This is a genomic window from Pantoea sp. T14 (genome assembly GCF_036663535.1).
GTDB classification, from domain to species: Bacteria; Pseudomonadota; Gammaproteobacteria; order Enterobacterales; family Enterobacteriaceae; genus Pantoea; species Pantoea phytostimulans.
Window position 1 is genome coordinate 269,488 of sequence record NZ_JAWUEB010000026.1, and the last position, 20,403, is coordinate 289,890.

16 protein-coding genes are annotated in these 20,403 nt (G+C 55.6%); all 16 read right to left on the reverse strand.

What is annotated here, in order from left to right; genetic code table 11:
* Positions 1-13: 13 nt before the first annotated feature.
* On the reverse strand, positions 14-472 hold the full coding sequence (locus tag SC127_RS16415) for a GNAT family N-acetyltransferase (protein ID WP_215846463.1): 459 nt from the start codon (positions 470-472) through the stop codon (positions 14-16).
* Positions 473-675: 203 nt separating this feature from the next.
* Positions 676-1,188 carry an Lrp/AsnC family transcriptional regulator gene (locus SC127_RS16420; protein ID WP_243077642.1) on the reverse strand — a complete coding sequence of 171 codons (513 nt, stop codon included), beginning with the start codon at positions 1,186-1,188 and terminating at the stop codon, positions 676-678.
* A 139-nt stretch (positions 1,189-1,327) separates the two neighbouring features.
* Complete coding sequence (gene gabT, locus SC127_RS16425; RefSeq protein ID WP_332627142.1) at positions 1,328-2,641, reverse strand: 4-aminobutyrate--2-oxoglutarate transaminase; 1,314 nt, start codon at positions 2,639-2,641, stop codon at positions 1,328-1,330.
* A gap of 113 nt (positions 2,642-2,754) precedes the next feature.
* Entirely contained in the window at positions 2,755-3,888 is a 1,134-nt protein-coding gene (locus tag SC127_RS16430) for a M20 aminoacylase family protein (RefSeq protein WP_332627332.1), read from the reverse strand.
* Between the two features lie 19 nt (positions 3,889-3,907).
* On the reverse strand, positions 3,908-4,834 hold the full coding sequence (locus SC127_RS16435) for a 2-hydroxyacid dehydrogenase (protein WP_332627143.1): 927 nt from the start codon (positions 4,832-4,834) through the stop codon (positions 3,908-3,910).
* Positions 4,834-5,676, reverse strand: a complete 843-nt coding sequence (locus tag SC127_RS16440; RefSeq protein ID WP_332627144.1) for a GNAT family N-acetyltransferase — start codon at positions 5,674-5,676, stop codon at positions 4,834-4,836. The genes SC127_RS16435 and SC127_RS16440 overlap by 1 nt, the downstream gene beginning before the upstream one ends.
* A gap of 10 nt (positions 5,677-5,686) precedes the next feature.
* Positions 5,687-7,018, reverse strand: a complete 1,332-nt coding sequence (locus SC127_RS16445; protein ID WP_243077639.1) for an NAD(P)/FAD-dependent oxidoreductase — start codon at positions 7,016-7,018, stop codon at positions 5,687-5,689.
* A 256-nt stretch (positions 7,019-7,274) separates the two neighbouring features.
* The gene (locus SC127_RS16450; protein WP_215846456.1) at positions 7,275-8,939 is read right to left on the reverse strand and encodes an ABC transporter ATP-binding protein; all 1,665 of its coding nucleotides are present in this window, start codon (positions 8,937-8,939) and stop codon (positions 7,275-7,277) included.
* Positions 8,936-9,787, reverse strand: a complete 852-nt coding sequence (locus tag SC127_RS16455; RefSeq protein ID WP_332627145.1) for an ABC transporter permease — start codon at positions 9,785-9,787, stop codon at positions 8,936-8,938. The genes SC127_RS16450 and SC127_RS16455 overlap by 4 nt, the downstream gene beginning before the upstream one ends.
* Positions 9,787-10,740, reverse strand: a complete 954-nt coding sequence (locus tag SC127_RS16460; protein WP_243077637.1) for an ABC transporter permease — start codon at positions 10,738-10,740, stop codon at positions 9,787-9,789. Before SC127_RS16460 ends, SC127_RS16455 begins: the two co-directional genes overlap by 1 nt.
* A 34-nt stretch (positions 10,741-10,774) precedes the next feature.
* Positions 10,775-12,379: an ABC transporter substrate-binding protein gene (locus SC127_RS16465; protein WP_243077636.1), complete on the reverse strand. Its 1,605-nt coding sequence runs from the start codon at positions 12,377-12,379 to the stop codon at positions 10,775-10,777.
* A 167-nt stretch (positions 12,380-12,546) separates the two neighbouring features.
* Complete coding sequence (locus SC127_RS16470; RefSeq protein ID WP_332627146.1) at positions 12,547-13,824, reverse strand: NAD(P)/FAD-dependent oxidoreductase; 1,278 nt, start codon at positions 13,822-13,824, stop codon at positions 12,547-12,549.
* A 10-nt stretch (positions 13,825-13,834) separates the two neighbouring features.
* Positions 13,835-14,503, reverse strand: coding sequence for a haloacid dehalogenase type II (locus tag SC127_RS16475; RefSeq protein WP_332627147.1), 669 nt, complete (start codon positions 14,501-14,503; stop codon positions 13,835-13,837).
* Between the two features lie 31 nt (positions 14,504-14,534).
* Complete coding sequence (locus SC127_RS16480) at positions 14,535-16,004, reverse strand: aldehyde dehydrogenase family protein (protein WP_332627148.1); 1,470 nt, start codon at positions 16,002-16,004, stop codon at positions 14,535-14,537.
* 942 nt (positions 16,005-16,946) lie between these two features.
* Positions 16,947-18,404, reverse strand: a complete 1,458-nt coding sequence (locus tag SC127_RS16485; RefSeq protein WP_332627149.1) for an NAD-dependent succinate-semialdehyde dehydrogenase — start codon at positions 18,402-18,404, stop codon at positions 16,947-16,949.
* Positions 18,405-18,557: 153 nt separating this feature from the next.
* Positions 18,558-19,517 (reverse strand): HTH-type transcriptional regulator Cbl, encoded by a 960-nt coding sequence (cbl, locus tag SC127_RS16490; protein ID WP_243077631.1) that lies wholly within the window; start codon positions 19,515-19,517, stop codon positions 18,558-18,560.
* Between the last annotated feature and the right edge of the window lie 886 nt (positions 19,518-20,403).

Below are 20,403 nucleotides of genomic sequence, written 5' to 3' on the forward strand. Positions count from 1 at the left end.
GTTAACTCCAGAGTCAGGAGAGAGGAAATTCCATTAGCTTGTGTGGCTCTTGCACCACTCGCCAACCGAGTCGCTGATAAACCTGATGGGCATCGTTGGTTGAAAGCATCCAGCGATGCACCGTTTGCAATTCTTTGTGCTCACGCACGCAGGTCGCGAGCCAGCTTCCCAGCCCGTGTCCGCGCCAGTTCTCATCAATCATCACATCGCACAGCCAGCCGAAACGGGTGTAATCGGTGATTAACCGACCAAAGCCGATTTGCGTAGTCTGGTGTGAAGCGTGGTGATAAAGGCCAAACGGCAGCGAGCCCGCAATGGCCCGCATGGTTTTCTCGCGCGGCTGACCTTTTGCCCAGTACGAGCGTTCGGATAACTGCATGTGAATCCAGTCGAGATCGAGCCGCTGCCGTTCGGTAGAAAGGGTGAAGTCATCGCGCTGCCACTGTTGATCAGCAATGTGTAAGAGGGTCATGACAACTCCTTGTATCGGTTGGGATCAGTTTAAAAGCGTTGGTCTGCACAGCCAGGCTGAAGCGGCCGCGTTAACCATTAAGATAAAGGGAATTTTGGGCAGGAAAGAAATTTTATGCTGCGTGAAGTTTTATTGGGAAACGGTGCAATTTTCTCCTTACCCAGCCTTTCGCTCAGAGGGAAAGGGCTGGGCAAGAGAAATGCTTATGCACCAAACTCTATTGGATTGTGTTTGGCGATCAGCGACCGCAACGGCACGCTGCTTTTCATGATCGGAGATTTAATCACGATATAGCTGAAGTACTTATCGATACCGATTTGCGCATCCAGCATCTTTTCAATCACTTCCTGGTAATGTTCAATGCTGCGGGTAATAAAGCGCAGCAAATAGTCGTAGCCGCCGGTAATTAAATGGCACTCCATCAGCTCATCCACATCACGCATCGCGCTTTCAAATTTCATGAAATCTTCGCGGCGATGGCCCGACAGCGTAACTTCGGTAAAAACCGTCACGGAATCGGTGATTTTGGTCAGATTGATGTGGGCTTCGTAGCCCGTGATGAATCCCGCCTGTTCCAGCCGTTTAACCCGTTGCAGGCAAGGGCTGGGCGAGAGGCCTACGGCATCGGCGAGATTAACATTGCTGATACGGCCATCTTTTTGCAGTTGCACCAGGATGTTGATGTCGATGCGGTCTAATTTCATTAAGCCGTTCATAGCACCTCATTGTTAACCATTTAGGTTTAACCTCCCGAAGATATACCACGCTTTAAGGTCAATGCGCCAGCCTCACGCAGTGGTCTTACCATCGGGAAGTTTTCAAATTATTTCAATAATATCAATGAGGAAGCAAATGTTAGCCCAAGCGTCCAGTCGCACGTGCCAAGGCGATATCGAAAATATGTAACGCCTCTTCCAACTGTGAATCAGTTGTGACCAGCGGAGCAAGGAAACGCACAACGTTGCGATGCAGGCCGCATTTAATCAGCAGCAATCCTTCCTGGCAGGAGCAATCCAGAATCTTCTGCGTCAATGCCGCGTCAGGACGACCGGTTTCATAATCCAGAATTTCCACCGCCTGCATAAAGCCAACCCCACGCGCATCCGCGATACAGGCATACTTCTCTGCCAGCTGGCGCAGGCGCGCATTCAGCTGTACGCCAAGCTGATTTGAACGCTCAAGCAGGTTGTCATTTTCCAGCAGATCCAGCACCGCCAGCGCCGCTGCACAAGCGAGCGCGTTACCGCCGTAAGTACCGCCTAAACCGCCCGGCGTTGGTGCATCCATGATCGCTGCTTTACCCACGACGCCAGAGATGGGTAAGCCGCCGCCGAGGCTTTTTGCCACGGTGACCAGATCCGGCTTGATACCCAAATGCTCGAAGGCAAACATCTTGCCGGTACGACCAAAGCCGGTTTGCACTTCATCGCAAATCAACAGAATGCCGTGTTGCTCAGTAATACGACGCAGTGCCTGCATGAAAGCGGGGCCGGCTGGCAGGAAACCGCCGTCGCCCTGCACCGGCTCAATGATGATCGCCGCTACGCGTTCGGGCAGAATCTGCGCCGCAAACAGCTGATCCAGCGCTTTCAGGCAATCGACTTCCGACACGCCATGCAGCGGGTTTGGGAAGGGTAAGCGATAGATTTCGCCAGGGAATGGGCCGAAATTTTGTTTATAGGGCGCGCTCATGCCGGTGAGTGTGACACCGAGCAGCGTACGACCGTGAAACGCGCCGTCAAAGGCGATAATGCCTGGACGTTGGGTGTGAGCGCGGGCAATTTTTACCGCATTTTCTACCGCTTCTGCGCCGCTGGTGAAGAACACGCTTTTATAGGCTTCATCGCCGCCTACCAGTTTATTCAGGCGCTGCGCCAGTTCGATGTAACCCGGATACGCTACCACCTGAAAACAGGCGTGCGACACCAAACCAAGCTGACGCGTCACCGCATTCACTACCGCCGGATGATTATGACCGACGTTAAGCACACCAATGCCACCGACGAAATCCAGATAGCGATTGCCTTCAACGTCCCAGACTTCACTGCCTTTGGCGCGTTCAATGACCAGCGGATGCGCGGTGACGACGCCACGCGGCACATTCTGCTCACGCGCATCCAGTAACACAGCGTTATCCGAATATGTTTGCTGTTCCATAACATTCTGCATTTTCAACCCCTATCCACGTAACGTTCGATTGGCTCAAGTATCGCAAGCGGTTGGATTCGCACGCTGCTGTAATAACCTGAGCAGCGGCATTTCCTGTCAAAATCCTGCGTCAATCAGCAGGGAAATTTCTCACTCAGCGCCTGACGAACCAGCGCGACAAACGCATTGATGCCGTAAGGGATCAATGCGTCATTAAAGTCGTAAGCAGAATGGTGCAGCGGCTTACTCGGCGCGCTGCCCAGCCAGAGATAAGCGCCGGGTTTGGCCTGCAACATAAACGCGAAATCTTCTGAGGTCAGCGCGGGTTGTCGAGCGGTTTCGGCAGTAAAACCCGCCTGTTTCACGGCGTTCAAGGCAAAATTCGCTTCAGTTTCGCTGTTGACCGTGGCCGGGTAATAACGCAGATAGTTGACCTCGACATTGAGCCCATGCGCTGCCGTGACGTGTTCTGCCATCTGGCGCAGCCGCGTTTCGATAACATCCTGCGCCGCCGGGCTAAAGGTGCGAACGGTGCCCGTGATGCTGGCTTCCGCCGGGATCATGTTGTGCGAGAATCCGCCCTGCATCCGCGTCACCGTCAACAGTGCCGGTTCGCAAGGATCCAGCGCACGCGCCACCAGGGTATTCAATTGCACCACCAGTTCGCTGGTCGCCAGCAAGGTGTCGCGGGTGAGATGCGGCTGTGCAGCATGACCGCCGCCCCCTTTTACCGTGATGTCGAAACGATCTGCCGCCGCCATGATGGCGCCGGGCCGGGTGTGGATTTCACCCAGCGGCAGTTCTGGCCAGTTGTGAATCGCATACACCGCTTCGCATGGAAAGCGCGTGAACAGGCCATCGTCAATCATCGCTTTGGCTCCCGCCTGCCCTTCTTCGGCAGGCTGGAAGATAAAGCAGACGCTGCCGTCAAAATCACTGTGCCGCGCCAGCTGCTCGGCGGCCCCTAATAACATCACCGTATGACCATCGTGACCGCAGGCGTGACAAACACCAGCATGGGTGCTTTTCCACGGCGCATCGCCGTTATCCTGCATCGGCAAAGCGTCCATGTCGGCGCGCAGGCCAATCATGCGGCTGCTTTGCCCTTTTCTCAGCACGCCCACCACGCCGGTTTTGCCGAGTCCGCGATAGACCTCAATGCCCAATGCCTGAAGGAAGTTCGCCACGATATCGCTGGTGCGTTGCTCCTGATAGCCCAGCTCAGGATGCGCGTGCAGATCGCGGCGCAGCGCAACTAAGGGTTCAATAGCGATCTCAAGATTCATTTCAGTAGCCTCGCGAGCGATCAATTAAACCGATCATCGGTTCACCACGCTGATAACGGCGCAAATTTTGCAACAGTGCCGCAATGGCGCTGTCGGTTTGCGTTTGGCTGGCGATATGTGGCGTTAACCAAATCGCAGGATGTGACCAGAAAGGATGTTCCGCAGGCAGCGGCTCGGGATCGGTAACGTCTATCACTGCGGCGCGCAGTTGACCGCTTGCCAGCGCCGCCAGCAGATCGTTTTCATTAAGCTGGGGCCCGCGTCCGGCCTGCACCAATCCCGCGCCGTAAGGTAACTGGCGGAACAGCTCAGCATTGAGCAAGCCTCGGGTGGTGGAGGTCAGCGGCAACAGGCAAACCAGGATGTCGCTGTGGGCAAGGAAATCCGCCAGCTGATCGTCGCCATGCCAGCAGCGCACCCCCTCAATTTCGCGTGGTGTGCGGCTCCAGCCGGCACAATCAAATCCCATGGAAACCAGCTGTTTCAAGGCAGCCTGGCCGAGTTCGCCTAATCCCATGATGCCAACTCGGCGTTGTGACGCAGGAATGGCGTTATGCGCCCGCCATTGCTGATTGCGCTGCTGCTGGAAATAGCGCGGCATGTCGCGATGCAGGCCAATCACCGAAAAGGCGATGTATTCAACCATGCCTTGCGTCAGGCCCGGCTCAATCATCCGCACAACCGGAAGATCGGGCGGCAGTGCAGAGAGATCAAACTGATCCGCGCCCGCACCCACCGAAAACAGCACTTTCAGCTTGGGAAAGGTGGCAAGAATATTAGCCGGCGGCTGCCACGCCACCAGGATTTCAACCTGATCCGCCTCGCCGATGTCGGGCCACAGATGCAGCTGAATATCTGGCGCGTGCTGCGCTAGCCAGGCCTGCCAAAGCAGACCGCGTTCAGGTTCCGATTTATAAACGATATGCATCAGGCCATCGCCTGGGTCATTAACCCAAACGCCTGCATGCCTTGTGGCGTCCAGGGCGTTCCCCGCACCATGATGGTGGGCGCATCCACCTGTTCCAGTCCGAGCGTAGTCAGCCACTCCGCCAGCGGCAGCGCGCCATCGGTATCAATGCGAATGAATTCACCGCCCAGGCCCTGCATCAGCGCAGTAATTAACGCCTGAGCAACCGGTAATTCTTTCGCGATCACTGGGCCAATCGCCCAGCCATGACCGAAACGGCGCAGGCTGGCGAAGCCCTGAATCTGCTGTTGGGCATTTTCCAGCACGATGGTCTGATTATCAGCAATCAGGTGCTGGTATAACGCAGGGCGCAGCATGCCGTGCGCCTGCTGATCTAACGCTACCAGCGTGGCATGATCGGCTTCGACCGCGCTACGCAGCTGCAATCCGGTAGGAATGACAACGTTTGGTACCGCAGCCAGCGCCCGCGTTTGATGCTGACGGATGCTGCCGCAGGTGACAAACCCGAGCTTCTCATACAGCCCTTTACCCATTTCGGTGGCGTGCAGCCTGACGTTATAGCCCGGCACTTTTTCCAGCAGCGCCAGCATCAGCTGCTTGCCTAAACCGCGTCCTTGCTGCTGGTTATCTACAATCACTAATCCGATGGTGGCGGCTTTGTCGCCCCAGCGCCAGAGAATCGCGCTGCCGATCAGTTTGCCGTGTTCTTCAATCACCACGCCTTCACCCAACTGCTGCGCCAGCTGCCAGTCTTCGCGGCGATGCGGCCATTTCAACGCTTGCGTCAGGGTAAAACAGGTGTCGACATCGCCCGCTGTCATATTGCGTACGGTCATATTCATTGCTGTCTCCTTACATCATGCCCGGGGTTTCTAAGCCGCTGCCATCAACCAGACGGCTGTAACGATAGGGTGTGGGATCAACAATCGGCGTGGACTCGGTGGCAAGATCGGCGGCAAGACGACCCGCGCCCGGCCCAATGCCAAATCCGTGGGCGCTGTAGCCTGCCGATAACACCAGTCCCGGCAGTTTTGCCACGGTTGAAATCACCGGAATCGCGTCTGGCGTGCTGTCGATCATGCCGCCCCACGACTGCGCCAGCTTGAGGTTGGCCAGCGCCGGATACTCTTTGCGCATTGCGTCCAACCCTTCCTGCACAATGTTCGCGTCGGCGGCAGGATCAAGAATGCGCATCCGCTCAAACGGTGATTGCGCATCAAATTCCCAGCGGCCCATCGCTTCCGGGCCGTCAAAGAACGGCTTAAAGCCGAGGTTAAGTTTGAGATTCTTGCGGCGACTTTTGAAGGTGGGATAGAACTGACGCGCATAGCGCAGCCCTTGTGCACCCGGCTCTAAACGCCCGCGTCCCGATACCGAAACCGTGTAGCTGCCATCCAGCTGTGGACGACAGGCGAAACCTGGCGTGTAAAGCGGCATGCCGATGGCTTGCTCAATCGGTTGGGTGCGGAACGCGGTGCCGATCACATTGCCCAGCGGCAGGTCGATGCCGTGACGACGGCAGAACATGGAAGTCCAGGCACCCGCTGCGCAGATGACCCGATTGGTTTTGATCAAGCCGCGTTCGGTCCAGACGCCGCTGACACGCCCGGCAGAGATGTCCAGCCCGCGCACCGCGCATTGCTGAAACACCATTGCGCCGAGACGCTGCGCACCGATGACCAATCCCGGCGCGGCCAGCCGCGGTTCGGCGTGTCCGTCGGTGGGTGACGAAACGCCGCCAAGCCAGGCAGTGGTGCTGCCGGGCGTCATCGCTTTGGCCTGTTCAGCGCTGAGCATGTCACTGCGCACGCCGTAGTTTTTGGCCATCTGGCCCCACTTTTCCCATGCGGCGATGTCTGTTTCGATGCGCGTGGCGTAAACCAGCCCGCTGCGGCGGAAACCCAGCTCTTCACCCGTTTCCTGGTTAAGCTCGCCCCAGCGCTGAAGCGAATGGATGATCAGCGGTAATTCGCGTTCGTCGCGGTTTTGTTGGCGACACCAGCCCCAGTTACGGCTGGATTGCTCCGCCCCAACCAAACCTTTTTCGATTAACACCACTTTCAAACCCTGTTTCGCCAGTTCCCACGTGGCAGCTGAACCGGCAATACCGGCGCCGATGACGACCACATCTGCGGCGTCTGGGAAATTTGCACTGTCCTGTACATATCGAATCGGTGCAGGCATAGCGTTGCTACCTCTTTTTTGCTTATTGGATGGGTGTAGTCACCCTGAATAAATTGTGCTGGCTGCTTTAGTTTGTGCTGGCTGCCCCCCATCCCGGCCTTCCCCCGCGAGCGGGGGAAGGCGACGCTGCCATATGCGGGTGTTGAACGGGCATAAAGCAGCGTCTTCCTCCCCCATTAATGGGGGAGGACCGAGGTGGGGGAAAGCCAGCACCCTCTAAAGGCAGCGCGCACCCGCCAGTGAAAGCACCCTTCCGTTATTCCGCCTTCAAAATCTCTTCGTGCTCATCCAACCAACCTTGCCTTAACTCCGGCACGGCGCGTTTCAGGCGCTCGAAATAGAGCTCGCTGGTTGGCTTGTCATAATCATTACGCGACAGCTGCGTCACGATGCGGCCACTTTTCATCACCACAATCTCATCACACACCGCGCGTACTGCGTGCATATCGTGGCTGATAAACAGTACCGACAAGCCCAGCTCACGGCGCAGCTCGCTGATCAAATCCAGCACGGCGGCAGCGACCACGGTATCCAGCGCTGAGGTCACTTCATCACACAGAATCAAATCGGGTTCTGCAGCCAGCGCACGCGCCAGGTTAACGCGTTGCTTTTGACCGCCCGACAGCGCCCAAGGGCGACGCCACAACACACTACGTGGCAGCTTCACCAGATCCAGCAGCTGATATAAACGCTGTTGGCGCGCCGCACCGCTCAAGCCATGAAACAGCGTCAGCGGGCGCGAAAGAATACGTTCAACACTGTGCGACGGGTTCAACGCGGTATCCGCCATCTGGAACACATACTGAATGCGGCGCAGCTCGTTATCGGGACGCTTATGCATATCGCCCGAAATATAGTGCCCGTTAAACAGAATGTGGCCGTGACTCGGCGCGTTTAGCCCGGCAATCGCGTGGGCCAGCGTAGTTTTCCCGGAGCCCGATTCGCCGATGATGCCAATCGCCTGGCCTTTCCATAGCTTGAGATTGATCTCTTCAAGAATGCGGGTTTTCGGATAACCATCGCTACCCCGCGGGCCGTAACCCGCCGACAGATCGCGCACTTCCATCAGTGGCTGGATATCGGCTTCTACCGGACACCAGTTGCTTGGGCGCTCTTTCTGCTGAGCAGCATCCATCAACAGGCGGGTGTATTCCGCCTGCGGTGCGCCAATCAGCTGTGCGGTGCTGCCATATTCGGCAATTTGTCCACGCAGCAGCACCAGAATGCGATCCGCCATTTGCGCGACCACCGCCAAATCGTGGCTGACATAAATTGCCGTCACGCCACGCTGTGCTACTACGCGGCGAAACGCTTTCAGAACTTCAACTTGGGTAGTGACGTCTAATGCGGTGGTGGGTTCATCAAGGATCACCACGTCAGGATCGCCAATCAGCGCCATTGCCGTCATTAAACGTTGCAGCTGTCCGCCAGAAACCTGATGCGGAAAACGATCGCCGATGGTTTCAGGGTTCGGCAACGCCAGCTCGCGAAACAGCCCAATCGCTTTGGCTTTCGCGTCTTTGCGCGTCATGGTGCCGTGAATTACTACGGGCTCAATCACCTGATCAAGAATCTTCATGCCGGGATTGAACGAGGCCGCCGCACTTTGCGCAATGTAAGAGACTTTGTTGCCGCGAAACGCGCGCAGCTGCGCGGGCGTCAGGCTGTTCACATCGGTCCCGGCCACGTGAATGTTGCCCTCGGCGATACGGCAACCGCTGCGAGCGTAGCCCATTAACGCCATTGCGATGGTGGTTTTACCCGAGCCAGACTCGCCAATCAGCGCCAGCACTTCGCCCTTTTGCACCGTGAAGCGAATATCTGAAACCAGATCGATCTCTTCACCCCTGTCGGTCTGCGCCGTCACGCGCAGTTTATCGACTGAAATCACCGGCATTGCCGTATGTGGCATCACGTTCATGCTCCCTCCTTCGCTAATGTCATGGGACGCATCGCTTGTAAGCTGTCGATGAACAGATTGGCACCAATGGTCAGGCTGGCAATCGCTAACGCAGGCATTAACACCGCAGGAGAACCATCAAACAGGCCCTGAATATTTTCGCGTACCAGGGTGCCCCAGTCGGCGTACGGTGGTTGCACACCAAGGCCGAGGAAGCTCAAACCACTCAGCAGCAATACGATGTAGACAAAGCGCAAACCAAAGTCGGTCAACATCGGATGCAGCATATTGGGCAGAATGTCGTGGATCGCGACATACCAGCGGCTTTCGCCACGCAGCCGTGAAGCACGTACGTAATCCATGCTGCGCAAGCTGCTGGCCATGGCAAACGCGATGCGGAATGCACCCGGCCAGTACGTGAATACTGCTGTAAGGATCAGCATCGGCAGCGAGGAACCAAACACGGCGACGATCATCAGCGACAGTACTTTGCCCGGCAGCACCAGCAGGGCATCGTTGACGCGACCCAGCACCTCTTCCAGCCAGCGTCCCGCCATCGCGGCCAGCAGCGCCAGCAACGTGCCGATCACGCTCGCCAGCAATGCGGCGCTCAGCGCCAGGCCGATGGAGAATTTTGCGCCATACAAAATGCGGCTCAACATGTCACGGCCCAAATAATCGGTGCCCAACACGTTATCAACGGTTACACCGCCCATTAACGGGCCGCCACCGATATCATCAATGTTGTGCGGTGCCAGTTGATTACCGAATACCGCCATCAGCAACCAAAACAGGGACATCAACAAACCCAGTCGGCCTGAAATCGACAACGACTGAAAGAAACGCCAGGGAAGCAGCAGCGTATTCATTAGCTTCTCCATTTCGGATTAAAGGCGATGGTGAGAATGTCTGCCGCCAGCAGCAGCACCAGATACGAGGCGGCGAACAACATCACGCAGAGTTGCACCACCGGCAGATCGCGGTTGCTGACCGCATCCACCAGTTGGCTGGCGAGACCGGGATAGCTAAAAATGGTCTCGATGATAATGACGCCACCAAACAGGTAGGAGAGACTCAGCGATATGGCGTTGGCAATTGGGCCAACTGCATTGGGCAGCGCATGACGCAGCACTGCACGCAGCGGCGAGACGCCTTTCAACAGCGCCATTTCCAGATAGGGGCTGTCGAGCTGGTTGATAATGGCGGCTCGCGTCATGCGGGCCATCTGCGCCACCAGCACGCAGCACAGTGTGAGCACCGGCAGCGCGTAGGATTTCAGATAACTGATTAAATCCATATCCGGGCTGCCAAACGACATCGCAGAGACCCAATGCAGTTTCACCGCAAAGATCAGCACCGCCACGGTCGCGACTAAAAACTCGGGCACCGCAACCGTTGCCATGGTGCCAATCACCAGAGCACGGTCCAGCCTTGAACCCCGATTCATTGCCGCCACAATGCCGATAATCAACGCCAGCGGCACGCAGATCAGCGTGGTGATCCCCGCCAGTTCAAAGGTGGCGGGAATGCGCTGCGCCACTAATTGTGAAACCGGCAGATGGCTGGCAAATGAGGTGCCAAAATCGCCCTGCATCATGCCACCCAGCCAGCTGAAATAACGCATCAGCAGCGGCTGATCCAAGCCCAACTGCTGACGCAACGCCGCCACCGTTTCCGAGGTAGCGTTTTGCCCAAGGATCATCTGCGCCGCATCACCCGGCAGCATACTGGTGATAAAAAACACCACCGCCGAGACGATCAGTAAGGTCAGGATGCCCGCGCCAACACGCCGGGCAATCAGGAACATCATGTATCGGTTCATCGGCGTACTCCTTTTCACGGTAGCGGTTAACAGGTTAAGCGGAGAGCCAGGCGAATTCGTGGAAGCGATAGCCCATCATCATGCCCGACGGCCAGGCTTCTACACCCTTCACTTTCTTGCTGTAACCATCAGTGGAGCTGATAAACGTTGGGATGATGGTGCCGCAGTGGTCATAAATCAGCTTCTGCATATCGCCATACATCTGTTTGCGTTTGGCCTGATCGCGCTCGCCGCGTGCAGTCACCACCAGCTGATCGAACTGATCATTCTTCCAGCCCGATTCATTGTTGGGCGCACTCGACATGTAGAACTGCGAAAACAGCATATCCAGCGTGGGCCGTGGGTTGATGGAGCCGTAGCCCACCGGATCTTTGGTCCAATGGGTTGACCAGTAACCGTCGTAAGGCACGCGGCGCACTTTGAAATTGATGCCGGTGTTACGCGATACCTGCTGAATCAGCTGACCGCCTTCGTTCGAGCCTTCGATATTTGGCGTGGTGATAATCTCAACCGTCGCGCCGGTCATGCCCGCTTTCTGGATATGGAATTTGGCTTTTTCTGGGTCAAGTGGACGCGGTTTGAGATCGGCGTTGTAGAGCGGATGCCAAGGCGGAACCGGCGTATCGTTACTGACATCGCCATAACCTTGCAGCACGGTTTTCACCAGCATTTCGCGGGGTTGCAGATACTTCATCGCCAACACGAAATCTTCGTTGCTGCCTGGCTTCACATCCGTGCGCACAATCAGGTTGGTGTACATGCCAGATTTACTCTCCAGCACGCCAAAATCGCTGGTGGCTTTGATGCGTTTACAATCGGCGGCACTTAACGTTGAAACGATGTGCAAATCGCCCGACATCATGCCGTTGACGCGTGCGGCCTGATCGGTCACGCCCAGCAGTTCAACTTCATCCAGATGCGGCAAGCCGGGTTTGAAATAATTGGGGTTGCGCGTTCCCACCGAACGGGTGCCCGGCGAGAACTCTTTACAGACATACGGGCCAGTACCGATGCCTTTGGTAAAATCTTTGGTGCCATCCTGAACGATCAGGAACGGCGGCGTAGCCAGCATGTAGGGCACGTCGAAGTTGGCGCTGCTTAACACCAGTTGCACTTCATTATCATTGACTGCCGTGAAGGTTTTGAACTGATCGGCCAGCTTAAAAGCATTTGATGCGACGGCGGGATCTTTGTGGCGGCTCAACGAATAAATAACATCTTTGGCGGTGAGCGGCTTGCCGTCGTGGAAGGTGACGCCTTTGCGCAGTTTGATCTGCCAGGTAATGCCATCCGTTGATTCAATCGATTCTGCCAGCGCCGGTTTGGCGGCAAGGTTTTTATCCAGCTCAGTCAGGCCGTTATAGAACATATATTGACGCGTGTAGTCGCCGCTGTTGTTGCTTTTTGCTGGGTCCAGCGTGTCGGTGGCGGAGGCGTTTGACATCGCCGCGCGCAACTTGCCGCCCTTCACAGGGTTCTCAGCAGCAAAGCCCACTTGTGGAAAACCCATCAGACCACTGCTCATTGCGGCGCCTGCCGACAACAACTTCATTAAACTGCGGCGGGACAGTGATCCTTCCGTGATCATCCGCGTCAGTGCCGGATTTACTGCGCCAGAATCTTTATCAAATTTACCCATCTGTAGACCCTCAATAAGCATTCAATAAGCGTTCAATAATCGATTCCCTCACGGTTCCTGGTTACAGGAAGCCGGCAATCAGGCATATCCCAATACGCTTACTGGAGTAAGTGATTCGGATGAGCACATGCAGCCAACGCCCCTGCAGCCTGAAACAGGACGGGAAATCAGGAGAGCCGGTCCTTGGCCTTGTAATACAGCCCGGCGAGCGGTAAAAACCATGGCTTGCCGTGATAACCAGGCAAGGCAGGCCACGTCTCGCGTTGCCAGGGATTCTGATTGGTTTTTTCAGCCAGCAAGTCGGCCATTACGCGCCCCATCCACACTGACATTTGCGTGCCGTGACCGCTGTAACCGAGTGAATAAAACAGGCCATCTTGTTCACCGGCGCGTGGCAGGCGATCGGCGGTCATGTCCACCATGCCGCCCCAGCAATACGCCACGCGCGCCTTGCTCAACGGCGGAAACAGCGTGGAGAACGCATTACGCAGGATCTCTCCACTGCGTGAATCGGAGGTAGGGTTACTGACAGCAAAGCGTGCCCGGCCACCAAACACCAAGCGACGGTCGGCGGTGGTGCGGAAATAGTTACCGAGGTTCATTGAGGTGACATACGTGCGATCCTGCGGCAAGACCTGACGCAGCAGTTCGTCGCCTAACACTTCCGTTACCACGATAAAACTGCCCACCGGCACGATGCGGCGCTGGAACCAGGGAAATGGCCCTTCCGTTGAGCAGCCGGTTGCCATCAACACTTTGTCGGCAACGATTTCACCCTGAGCGGTTTGCACGCGATGGCGATAGCCGTCGAGGCGCTCCAGCCCGGTCACTGCATGATGCGGATAAATTTTTGCGCCGTGGCGTGCAGCCGCATTCGCCAGCCCCACACCAAACTTGCCCATGTGCATCTGTCCGCCGCGCTTTTGCAACAATCCGCCGTGGAAATCGTTGCTGCCCACTTCGCGATGAATCTCCTCTTTGCCGAGCAGTTCAATCTCTGGATCAACGGTGCGGCGCATCAATTCCCAGGCTTCGCGTAGACCGGCGAAATGGGACGCTTTACTCGCCAGTTTGATTTTGCCGCACAAGCGAAAATCGCAATCGATCTGTTCTTCATGCGTGAGCTGCTCGACATAGCTCACCGCTTCGTCGTAAGCACGATAGAAGCGGCTGGCCTGTTCTACGCCCTGGCTCGCCACCAGCGAAGCGAAATTCTGCGCTACGCCCGTGTTACAGTGCCCACCGTTACGCCCCGAGGCTTGGCTCATTACCTCGCCGCTTTCCAGCACCACCACGCTGACGCCGCTGCGGGCCAGATTGAGCGCCGCCGAGATGCCGGTAAACCCGCCGCCGATTACCACGACATCAGCCTGTGAAGGCAGTGATTCTTTGGCCGCGCCGGTAAAAGCGGGGGCGGTGGCTTGCCAGAACGATTCGAGTTTCATTACGTGGTCCTTAGAGTCCGACGACGCCAGGCAGGCCGCCAATATCTTTGATTTCGGTGTAGCCATAAGCCGGATTGGCGGGATCGTGCCCTCGGTTCACCCAGACTTTGTTGGTAATGCCGAGATCGTGCGCGGTCATCAGGTCATATCGCAGGCTGGAAGAGACATGCAAAATTTCGTCTGGGCGGCAATCGAGCTTCTCCAGCATGTATTCGAAGCCTTTCATCTGCGGCTTGTAAGCGCCCACTTCTTCCGCGGTGATGGTCATGTGAATTGGCGCACCGAGACGCGGAACATGATGCGGGATCAGGTCATTCATGGAGTTGGTCAGCAGCACCAGCGGGAACTCTTTTGCCACTTTAGCCAACCCGGCGGGCACGTCTGGATGCGGGCCCCAGGTGGCGCAATCGGTATAGATGAAGTCGCTGTCAGCTTTATCCCAGCGCACGCCCCATTTTTTGCAGGTGCGCTGCAGAGCGTTGCTCACTACGTCGTAATAAGGCTTCCACGCGCCTAACACTTCATCCATGCGATAGCGGGCGAAATCGGTGGTAAATGCGCTCATCGCTTCTGGCGCTACGCGCTCAGAGAAACAGCGTTCTGCGGCACCGGCCATATCAAAGAAGATCAGCGTGCCGTAACAGTCAAAAGTGATGTATTTAGGTTTAAACAGTGCCATGAAACAACCTCGTCATTGTCAGATGTTTAGTTTAAAAATCGATGAGTACGCTTTTCTGGCGTTGGCAGGCCTGAAACGCCTGACGGCCTAAATCTTTGCCGATGCCTGAACCGATAAACCCGCCGGTTGGAATAATGAAGTCGCCGGAGCGGCCGTAGCGATTGATCCACACGGTGCCCGCTTCAATGGCGCGCATGGCACGCAGGGCGCGCGGTAAACTCATGGTGTGAACCCCGGCGCACAGACCATAAATCTCATGCGCCGCCAGTGCTAAACCTTGCTCTTCGTCGTCAAAGGTTTGCACCGTCAACACCGGGCCAAAAATTTCCTGCTGCACGGCGGGATTATCCTGCGCCACGCCGCTAAGCAAGGTGGGCTGCCAAAACCAGCCGCCGTCGGTGTTAGCAAAACGTTCACCGCCCACCAACACTTCTGCGCCCTGCGCTTTTGCTGCCTCGATAACCGAACAGACTTTGTTGCCCTGGCGTTCGTCGATCAGTGGCGCATAGCGGCTTTGATCGTTCCAGGTTACGCCAGGCTGAACTTCGCGGCACAGCGCGGCTAAACGTTCAACCAGCGGATCGGCAATGCCTCGCTGTACAATCAAGCGGGTGCCCGCGACGCAGGCTTGTCCGCCGTTAGCGGTGAAGCCCCGAAGAATACGTTGCGCCAGTTGATCAATATCGCCCGCATCATCAAACACCAGCTGCGGGCTTTTACCGCCCAACTCCAGCGTGACCGGCTTCATGCCAAACTGCGCGGCATCACTCATGATGCGGGCGCCGGTTAACGTTGAACCGGTGAACGAAACTTTGCGCACCAGCGGATGTTTTACCAAGGCACTGCCAGTCACCGCACCGCTGCCCTGCACAATGTTCAGCACGCCAGCGGGTAATCCTGCTTGCACTGCCAGCTCAGCCATGCGCACAGTTGAAAACGGCGTCAGTTCTGAAGGCTTCAGCACCACAGCATTTCCTGCTGCCAGCGCCGGGCCGCATTTCCATGACGCCATCGACAATGGGAAATTCCATGGCGTAATGGCACCAATCACGCCATAAGGTTCAGGGATCAGCATGCCGAGGCTGCTTTCACGGGTAGGAAACAGATCACCGCTGTATTTGTCTGCACATTCGGCGTAGAAACGAATGGCTTCTGCGGTAAACGGAATTTCGTGCTGCACCACATCGCTGATTGGACGGGTTGAACCCAGCGATTCAAGTTGCGCTAATAAGCTGTCTTGCTCGATGAGATCGGCCCAGCGACGTAATACGCGACCACGTTCACGCGGTGAACAGCTCGACCAGCCGCTGGTTTTCAGTGCCTGGTGCGCACTATTCACTGCGCGATCAACATCATCCGGCTGGGCTTCATTGATCGTGGCAAAGACTTTGCCATCGGAAGGCCGCTTGACCGCAAACGGCGCGCCTTGTGTCTGAGTATGTTGGCCATCAATATAATGACCAACAGGAAGAGAGACTTTTTCAGGGTCGAAACTTAACATGGAAGAATCCTTATTTGTTACACCCATCACTCGCTGATTAATTAGCTTTTCATCGCGACTTATATTCAGTGTTAATAAGCTAATGCAGAAAGTATGCCAGCCACGAAAAAAATAAAAATGCGTTTAAAACAGCGCAAAAAAATTTTCTGCCGTATTACAGCAGCAAAATTTGCGGAATTGCCGAACATTTAAACAGATGATTTACTTCACAAAATATTTGCATCCCTTTGGTGCGCCATGCACGAAACTTGCACTAAAAGGGAGAGGACGCGTAAAACTGGATGCAACGCACAACATAAAAACGCCCATATTATTAATTGCAGGCGCTTTTTAATTAGTTACTTGCTAATACTAATTTTTAAATTATGTGAATGCCTTCACGTATTCCCTAAATAGTTCGGGTCGAAGAAAGGTTTGCAACCAACGCACCGGCAGTTTTAATTGGGAAATTACCGCTGTGTATCCCCTAAATAATTCAGTTCGAAGACAGGCATGCAACCCATGCACCGGCAGTTTTAAGTATAAGAATAACGCTACATACTCTACATAACTGAGGTCGAAGATAGGCATGCAGCCAACGCACCGGCAGTTTTAATTAGGAAATTACCGCTGTGTAACCCCTAAATAATTCAGTTCGAAGACAGGCAGGCAACCATTGCACCGGCAGCTTTAAGTATAAGAATAACGCTACATACTCTACATAACTGAGGTCGAAGATAGGCATGCAAACAACGCACCGGCAGTTTTAATTAGAAAATTAACGCTGTGTATCCCCTAAATAATTCAGGTTGCAGGAAGGCGGCAAGCGCGTAAGTCCCCGGGAGCATACATAAGTATGTGACCGGGGCGAACGCGTGCAGCCAACACACCTGCAGCCTGAAGTATGACGGGGGGCGAACGCGTGCAGCCAACGCACCTGCAGACGGGGATAGGACGGGGATATCAGAGGCTACCGATATGGAAGGTCTTCTGTTCTAGATACTCATCTATTCCGTAGCGTGAACCTTCGCGGCCTATTCCTGATAATTTCACCCCGCCAAAGGGCGCAACCTCTAATGAAATAGCACCGGTATTGAATCCGACCATACCAAATTCCAGTGACTCGGCGACACGCCAGGCGCGACGAATATTTTCCGTGAAGAAATAGGCGCCAAGGCCATATGGCGTATCGTTCGCCATTGCAATCGCCTGTTCTTCGTCATCAAAAATAAACAGCGGTGCCACTGGGCCGAAGGTTTCTTCATGAGCTATACGCATTTTGTTCGTGACGTCACCTAACACCGTCGGCTGAACATAGGTTCCGTTGCCCTTGCTGATTCCGCCTGTGAGCAACGTCGCGCCCTGACTGAGGGCATCATCGATATGGCTGTTAACTTTTTCTACCGCACGCTCATTGATCAGCGGCCCGATGGTGCTGCCTGGCGTGAAACCGTCGCCCACTTTTAAGGTTGCTACCGCTTCCAACAGACGCGCTGAAAAACGTTCATAGATGCCACGTTGCACCAGGATGCGATTAGCACAGACGCAGGTTTGCCCCGCATTGCGGAATTTACTCACCATGACGCCGGCTACGGCGATGTCGATATCGGCGTCATCAAACACAATCAATGGCGCATTACCGCCTAATTCCAGGCTAAGGCGTTTGATGCTGTCGGCGCTTTGCTGCATCAATAACTGACCAACGCGGGTGGAGCCGGTGAAGGAGATTTTGCGTACAGTGCGACTTTCGGTTAACGCCGCACCAATCTCGGTGGGCAAACCGGTGACAACTTGCAACACGCCGGAGGGAAAGCCTGCGCGCTCTGCCAGAACCGCCAGGGCCAGCGCAGAAAGCGGTGTCAGCTCTGAAGGTTTCACAATGATTGGGCAGCCCGCCGCCAGAGCCGGAGCGACTTTGCGGGTGATCATGGCGATAGGGAAATTCCACGGCGTGATGGCGGCTGCCACCCCAACCGGCTGTTTCAATACCAGAATGCGGCGATCGTCGCTGGGAGAAGGAATCGTATCGCCATAAATGCGGCGCGCCTCTTCGGCAAACCATTTCACGAAGCTGGCACCATACAGTACTTCGCCTTTGGCTTCCGCCAGCGGTTTGCCCTGCTCAGCGGTCATGATGATTGCCAGGTCATCAGCGTTATCAATAATCAGCTGATGCCATTTTTCCAGCAGCGCTGCGCGAGCAGCATTGGGCGTTTTTCCCCAGCTGATGCGTACTGCATCGGCATGGGCAATAGCTTGTTCGGTTTCTTCCCGGCCTAACGCCGGTATGGTGGCAATGGTTTCACCGGTGGCTGGATCAATGACCGGCAGCGTTTCGCCCTGATGTGCGTCTTGCCAGCGTCCGCCAAACAGCGCCTGCTGGCGCAGCAGATCGCCATCTTTAAGTTGTATCCGCGACATAACATCCCCTCGTGATGGTTTTATTTCACTTTATCGCGTCGCGTCAGCGCAGGATGTTTTTCTACGGGATGAGAAAGGAAGTTCAGGGAGTTTTCACTGCGGAAAAAAAATTTTATGCCGTGGAACGCGCCCAGCCTTGCCGGGCGCTTTTGCTTAAATTTGGAAATCGAGTACCGGTTCTTCATCGCTGGTGTAAGAGAGCGCTTGACGCTTGATCTCTTCCAGCGACAGATTGGCATTACATAACTCCAGGAACTGCCAAACGTAATTGCGCTGGAGCTGGCCGCGCTTCAGACCGAGCCACACGGTGCTGGCTTCAAACAGATGCGTTGCATCCAGACGTACCAGATCTTCACCCTCATCCAGCTCACAGGCTTGATCAGCGAGAATACCGACGCCAAGACCGAGTTTTACATAGGTTTTTACTACGTCGGAGTCCTGCGCACTCAGCACGATATCAGGCCGTAAGCCCGCGCCCTGGAATGCGCGGTCAACTCGCGAACGGCCTGTTATGCCCTGACGATAGGTGATCAGTGGATACTGGCTGAGTTTGCTGAGTGAAACCGGCTGCTGCTGCACCAGCTCGTGATCTTTCGGCACCAACAAGGCGTGATGCCAGCTGAACCATGGAAAGGCGGCCAGGCTAGAATTATTCACCAGCTGTTCACTGGCGATACCGATATCCGCTTCGCCTGCCAACAACATGGTGACGATCTCCTGCGGCGAACCTTGGTTTAACTCCAGGCGCACGTTGGGATAGAGCTGACGGAACGCCTTGATCACACGCGGCAGGCTGTAACGCGCCTGAGTATGGGTAGTGGCGATGGTGAGAATACCGCTGGTTTCGTTGGTAAAGACATCGGCGAGACGGCGCACTTTGCCCGCCTCATCAAGAATGCGTTCGGCAATGGTGAGCAGCGCTTTGCCCGGCTCAGTCATCCCCAACAGACGCTTACCGCGACGGATGAAAATCTCTACACCGAGCTCATCTTCCAGATCGCGTATATGGCGACTCACTCCCGACTGGGAAGTAAACAGCGTATTCGCAACTTCCGTTAAGTTAAACTCACAGCGGGCCGCTTCACGAATGATTTTAAGTTGCTGGAAATTCACGATATTTACCTCCCTTTACGAAACCTGTTCTTCAGATGGTAAGAACTATTATTGATAACAACAAATAATAAAAAAGATTCTTATATGACTTTAGGGAATAAGTGGAGGGGTTCGGGGTACGAACCGGTGCCTGGGTTCGGGGCGCGAACCGGTGCTTGAGTTCAAAGCGCCGAACCTGGCGCGGTGGCTTTTTCGTTCGCCCGCCAACCGGGCAGTTTCATTTTACCCTGCGGGCGACCGACAAGGGTTGCTGAGCGGCAACCCTTGACCCGCGCTTCCGGCCAGCCCCCTCGCCGCTTCGCGGTTCCCTCGTTTTTTCACGATTTCTGACGGACCGGACGGATTCGCCATCCTGGCTCACCCCGTCCTCTTCGCGGCATCCCTGCCGCTCGTCCTGAAATCCCTCACTCTCTCGGCGAGTGAAATGGCCTCTGGCAAACCCCGCGGCAACAGCGGCACCGTTTCTTTTATGTTTAGCACTGCTGTGAATCTCATAAACCCATTCCGCCTTCTCGCGTCTTCGGTTACTGAGTTTCTACAGACCTGTCTGTGGGCTTTAACTTTATGAACTGAGTTTTGAGATTTGAGATTTGAGTTTTGAGCTTTGAGGCATCAAAGTTTCAGACGAGGATGTATATAAGAAAGAAAAGAAAGTGGCAGGCGGTGGGGTGCCGGAGGCATACGGCGCGCTGAGGAAAGAACGGAGGCCAGGGCGAGCGGCAGGGATGCCGCGAAGAGGCTGGGTCGAGCCAGGACGGCGAGTCCAGCCGGTCCGTCAGGCCGGGTGAGTGACGAGGGAACCGCGCGAAGCGTGGCGCAGAGTCTGCCGGACGCCGGGATTGTTAAGGGGCTGGCGTAAGCCCCTTAACACGTCCGCCTGCCCGGA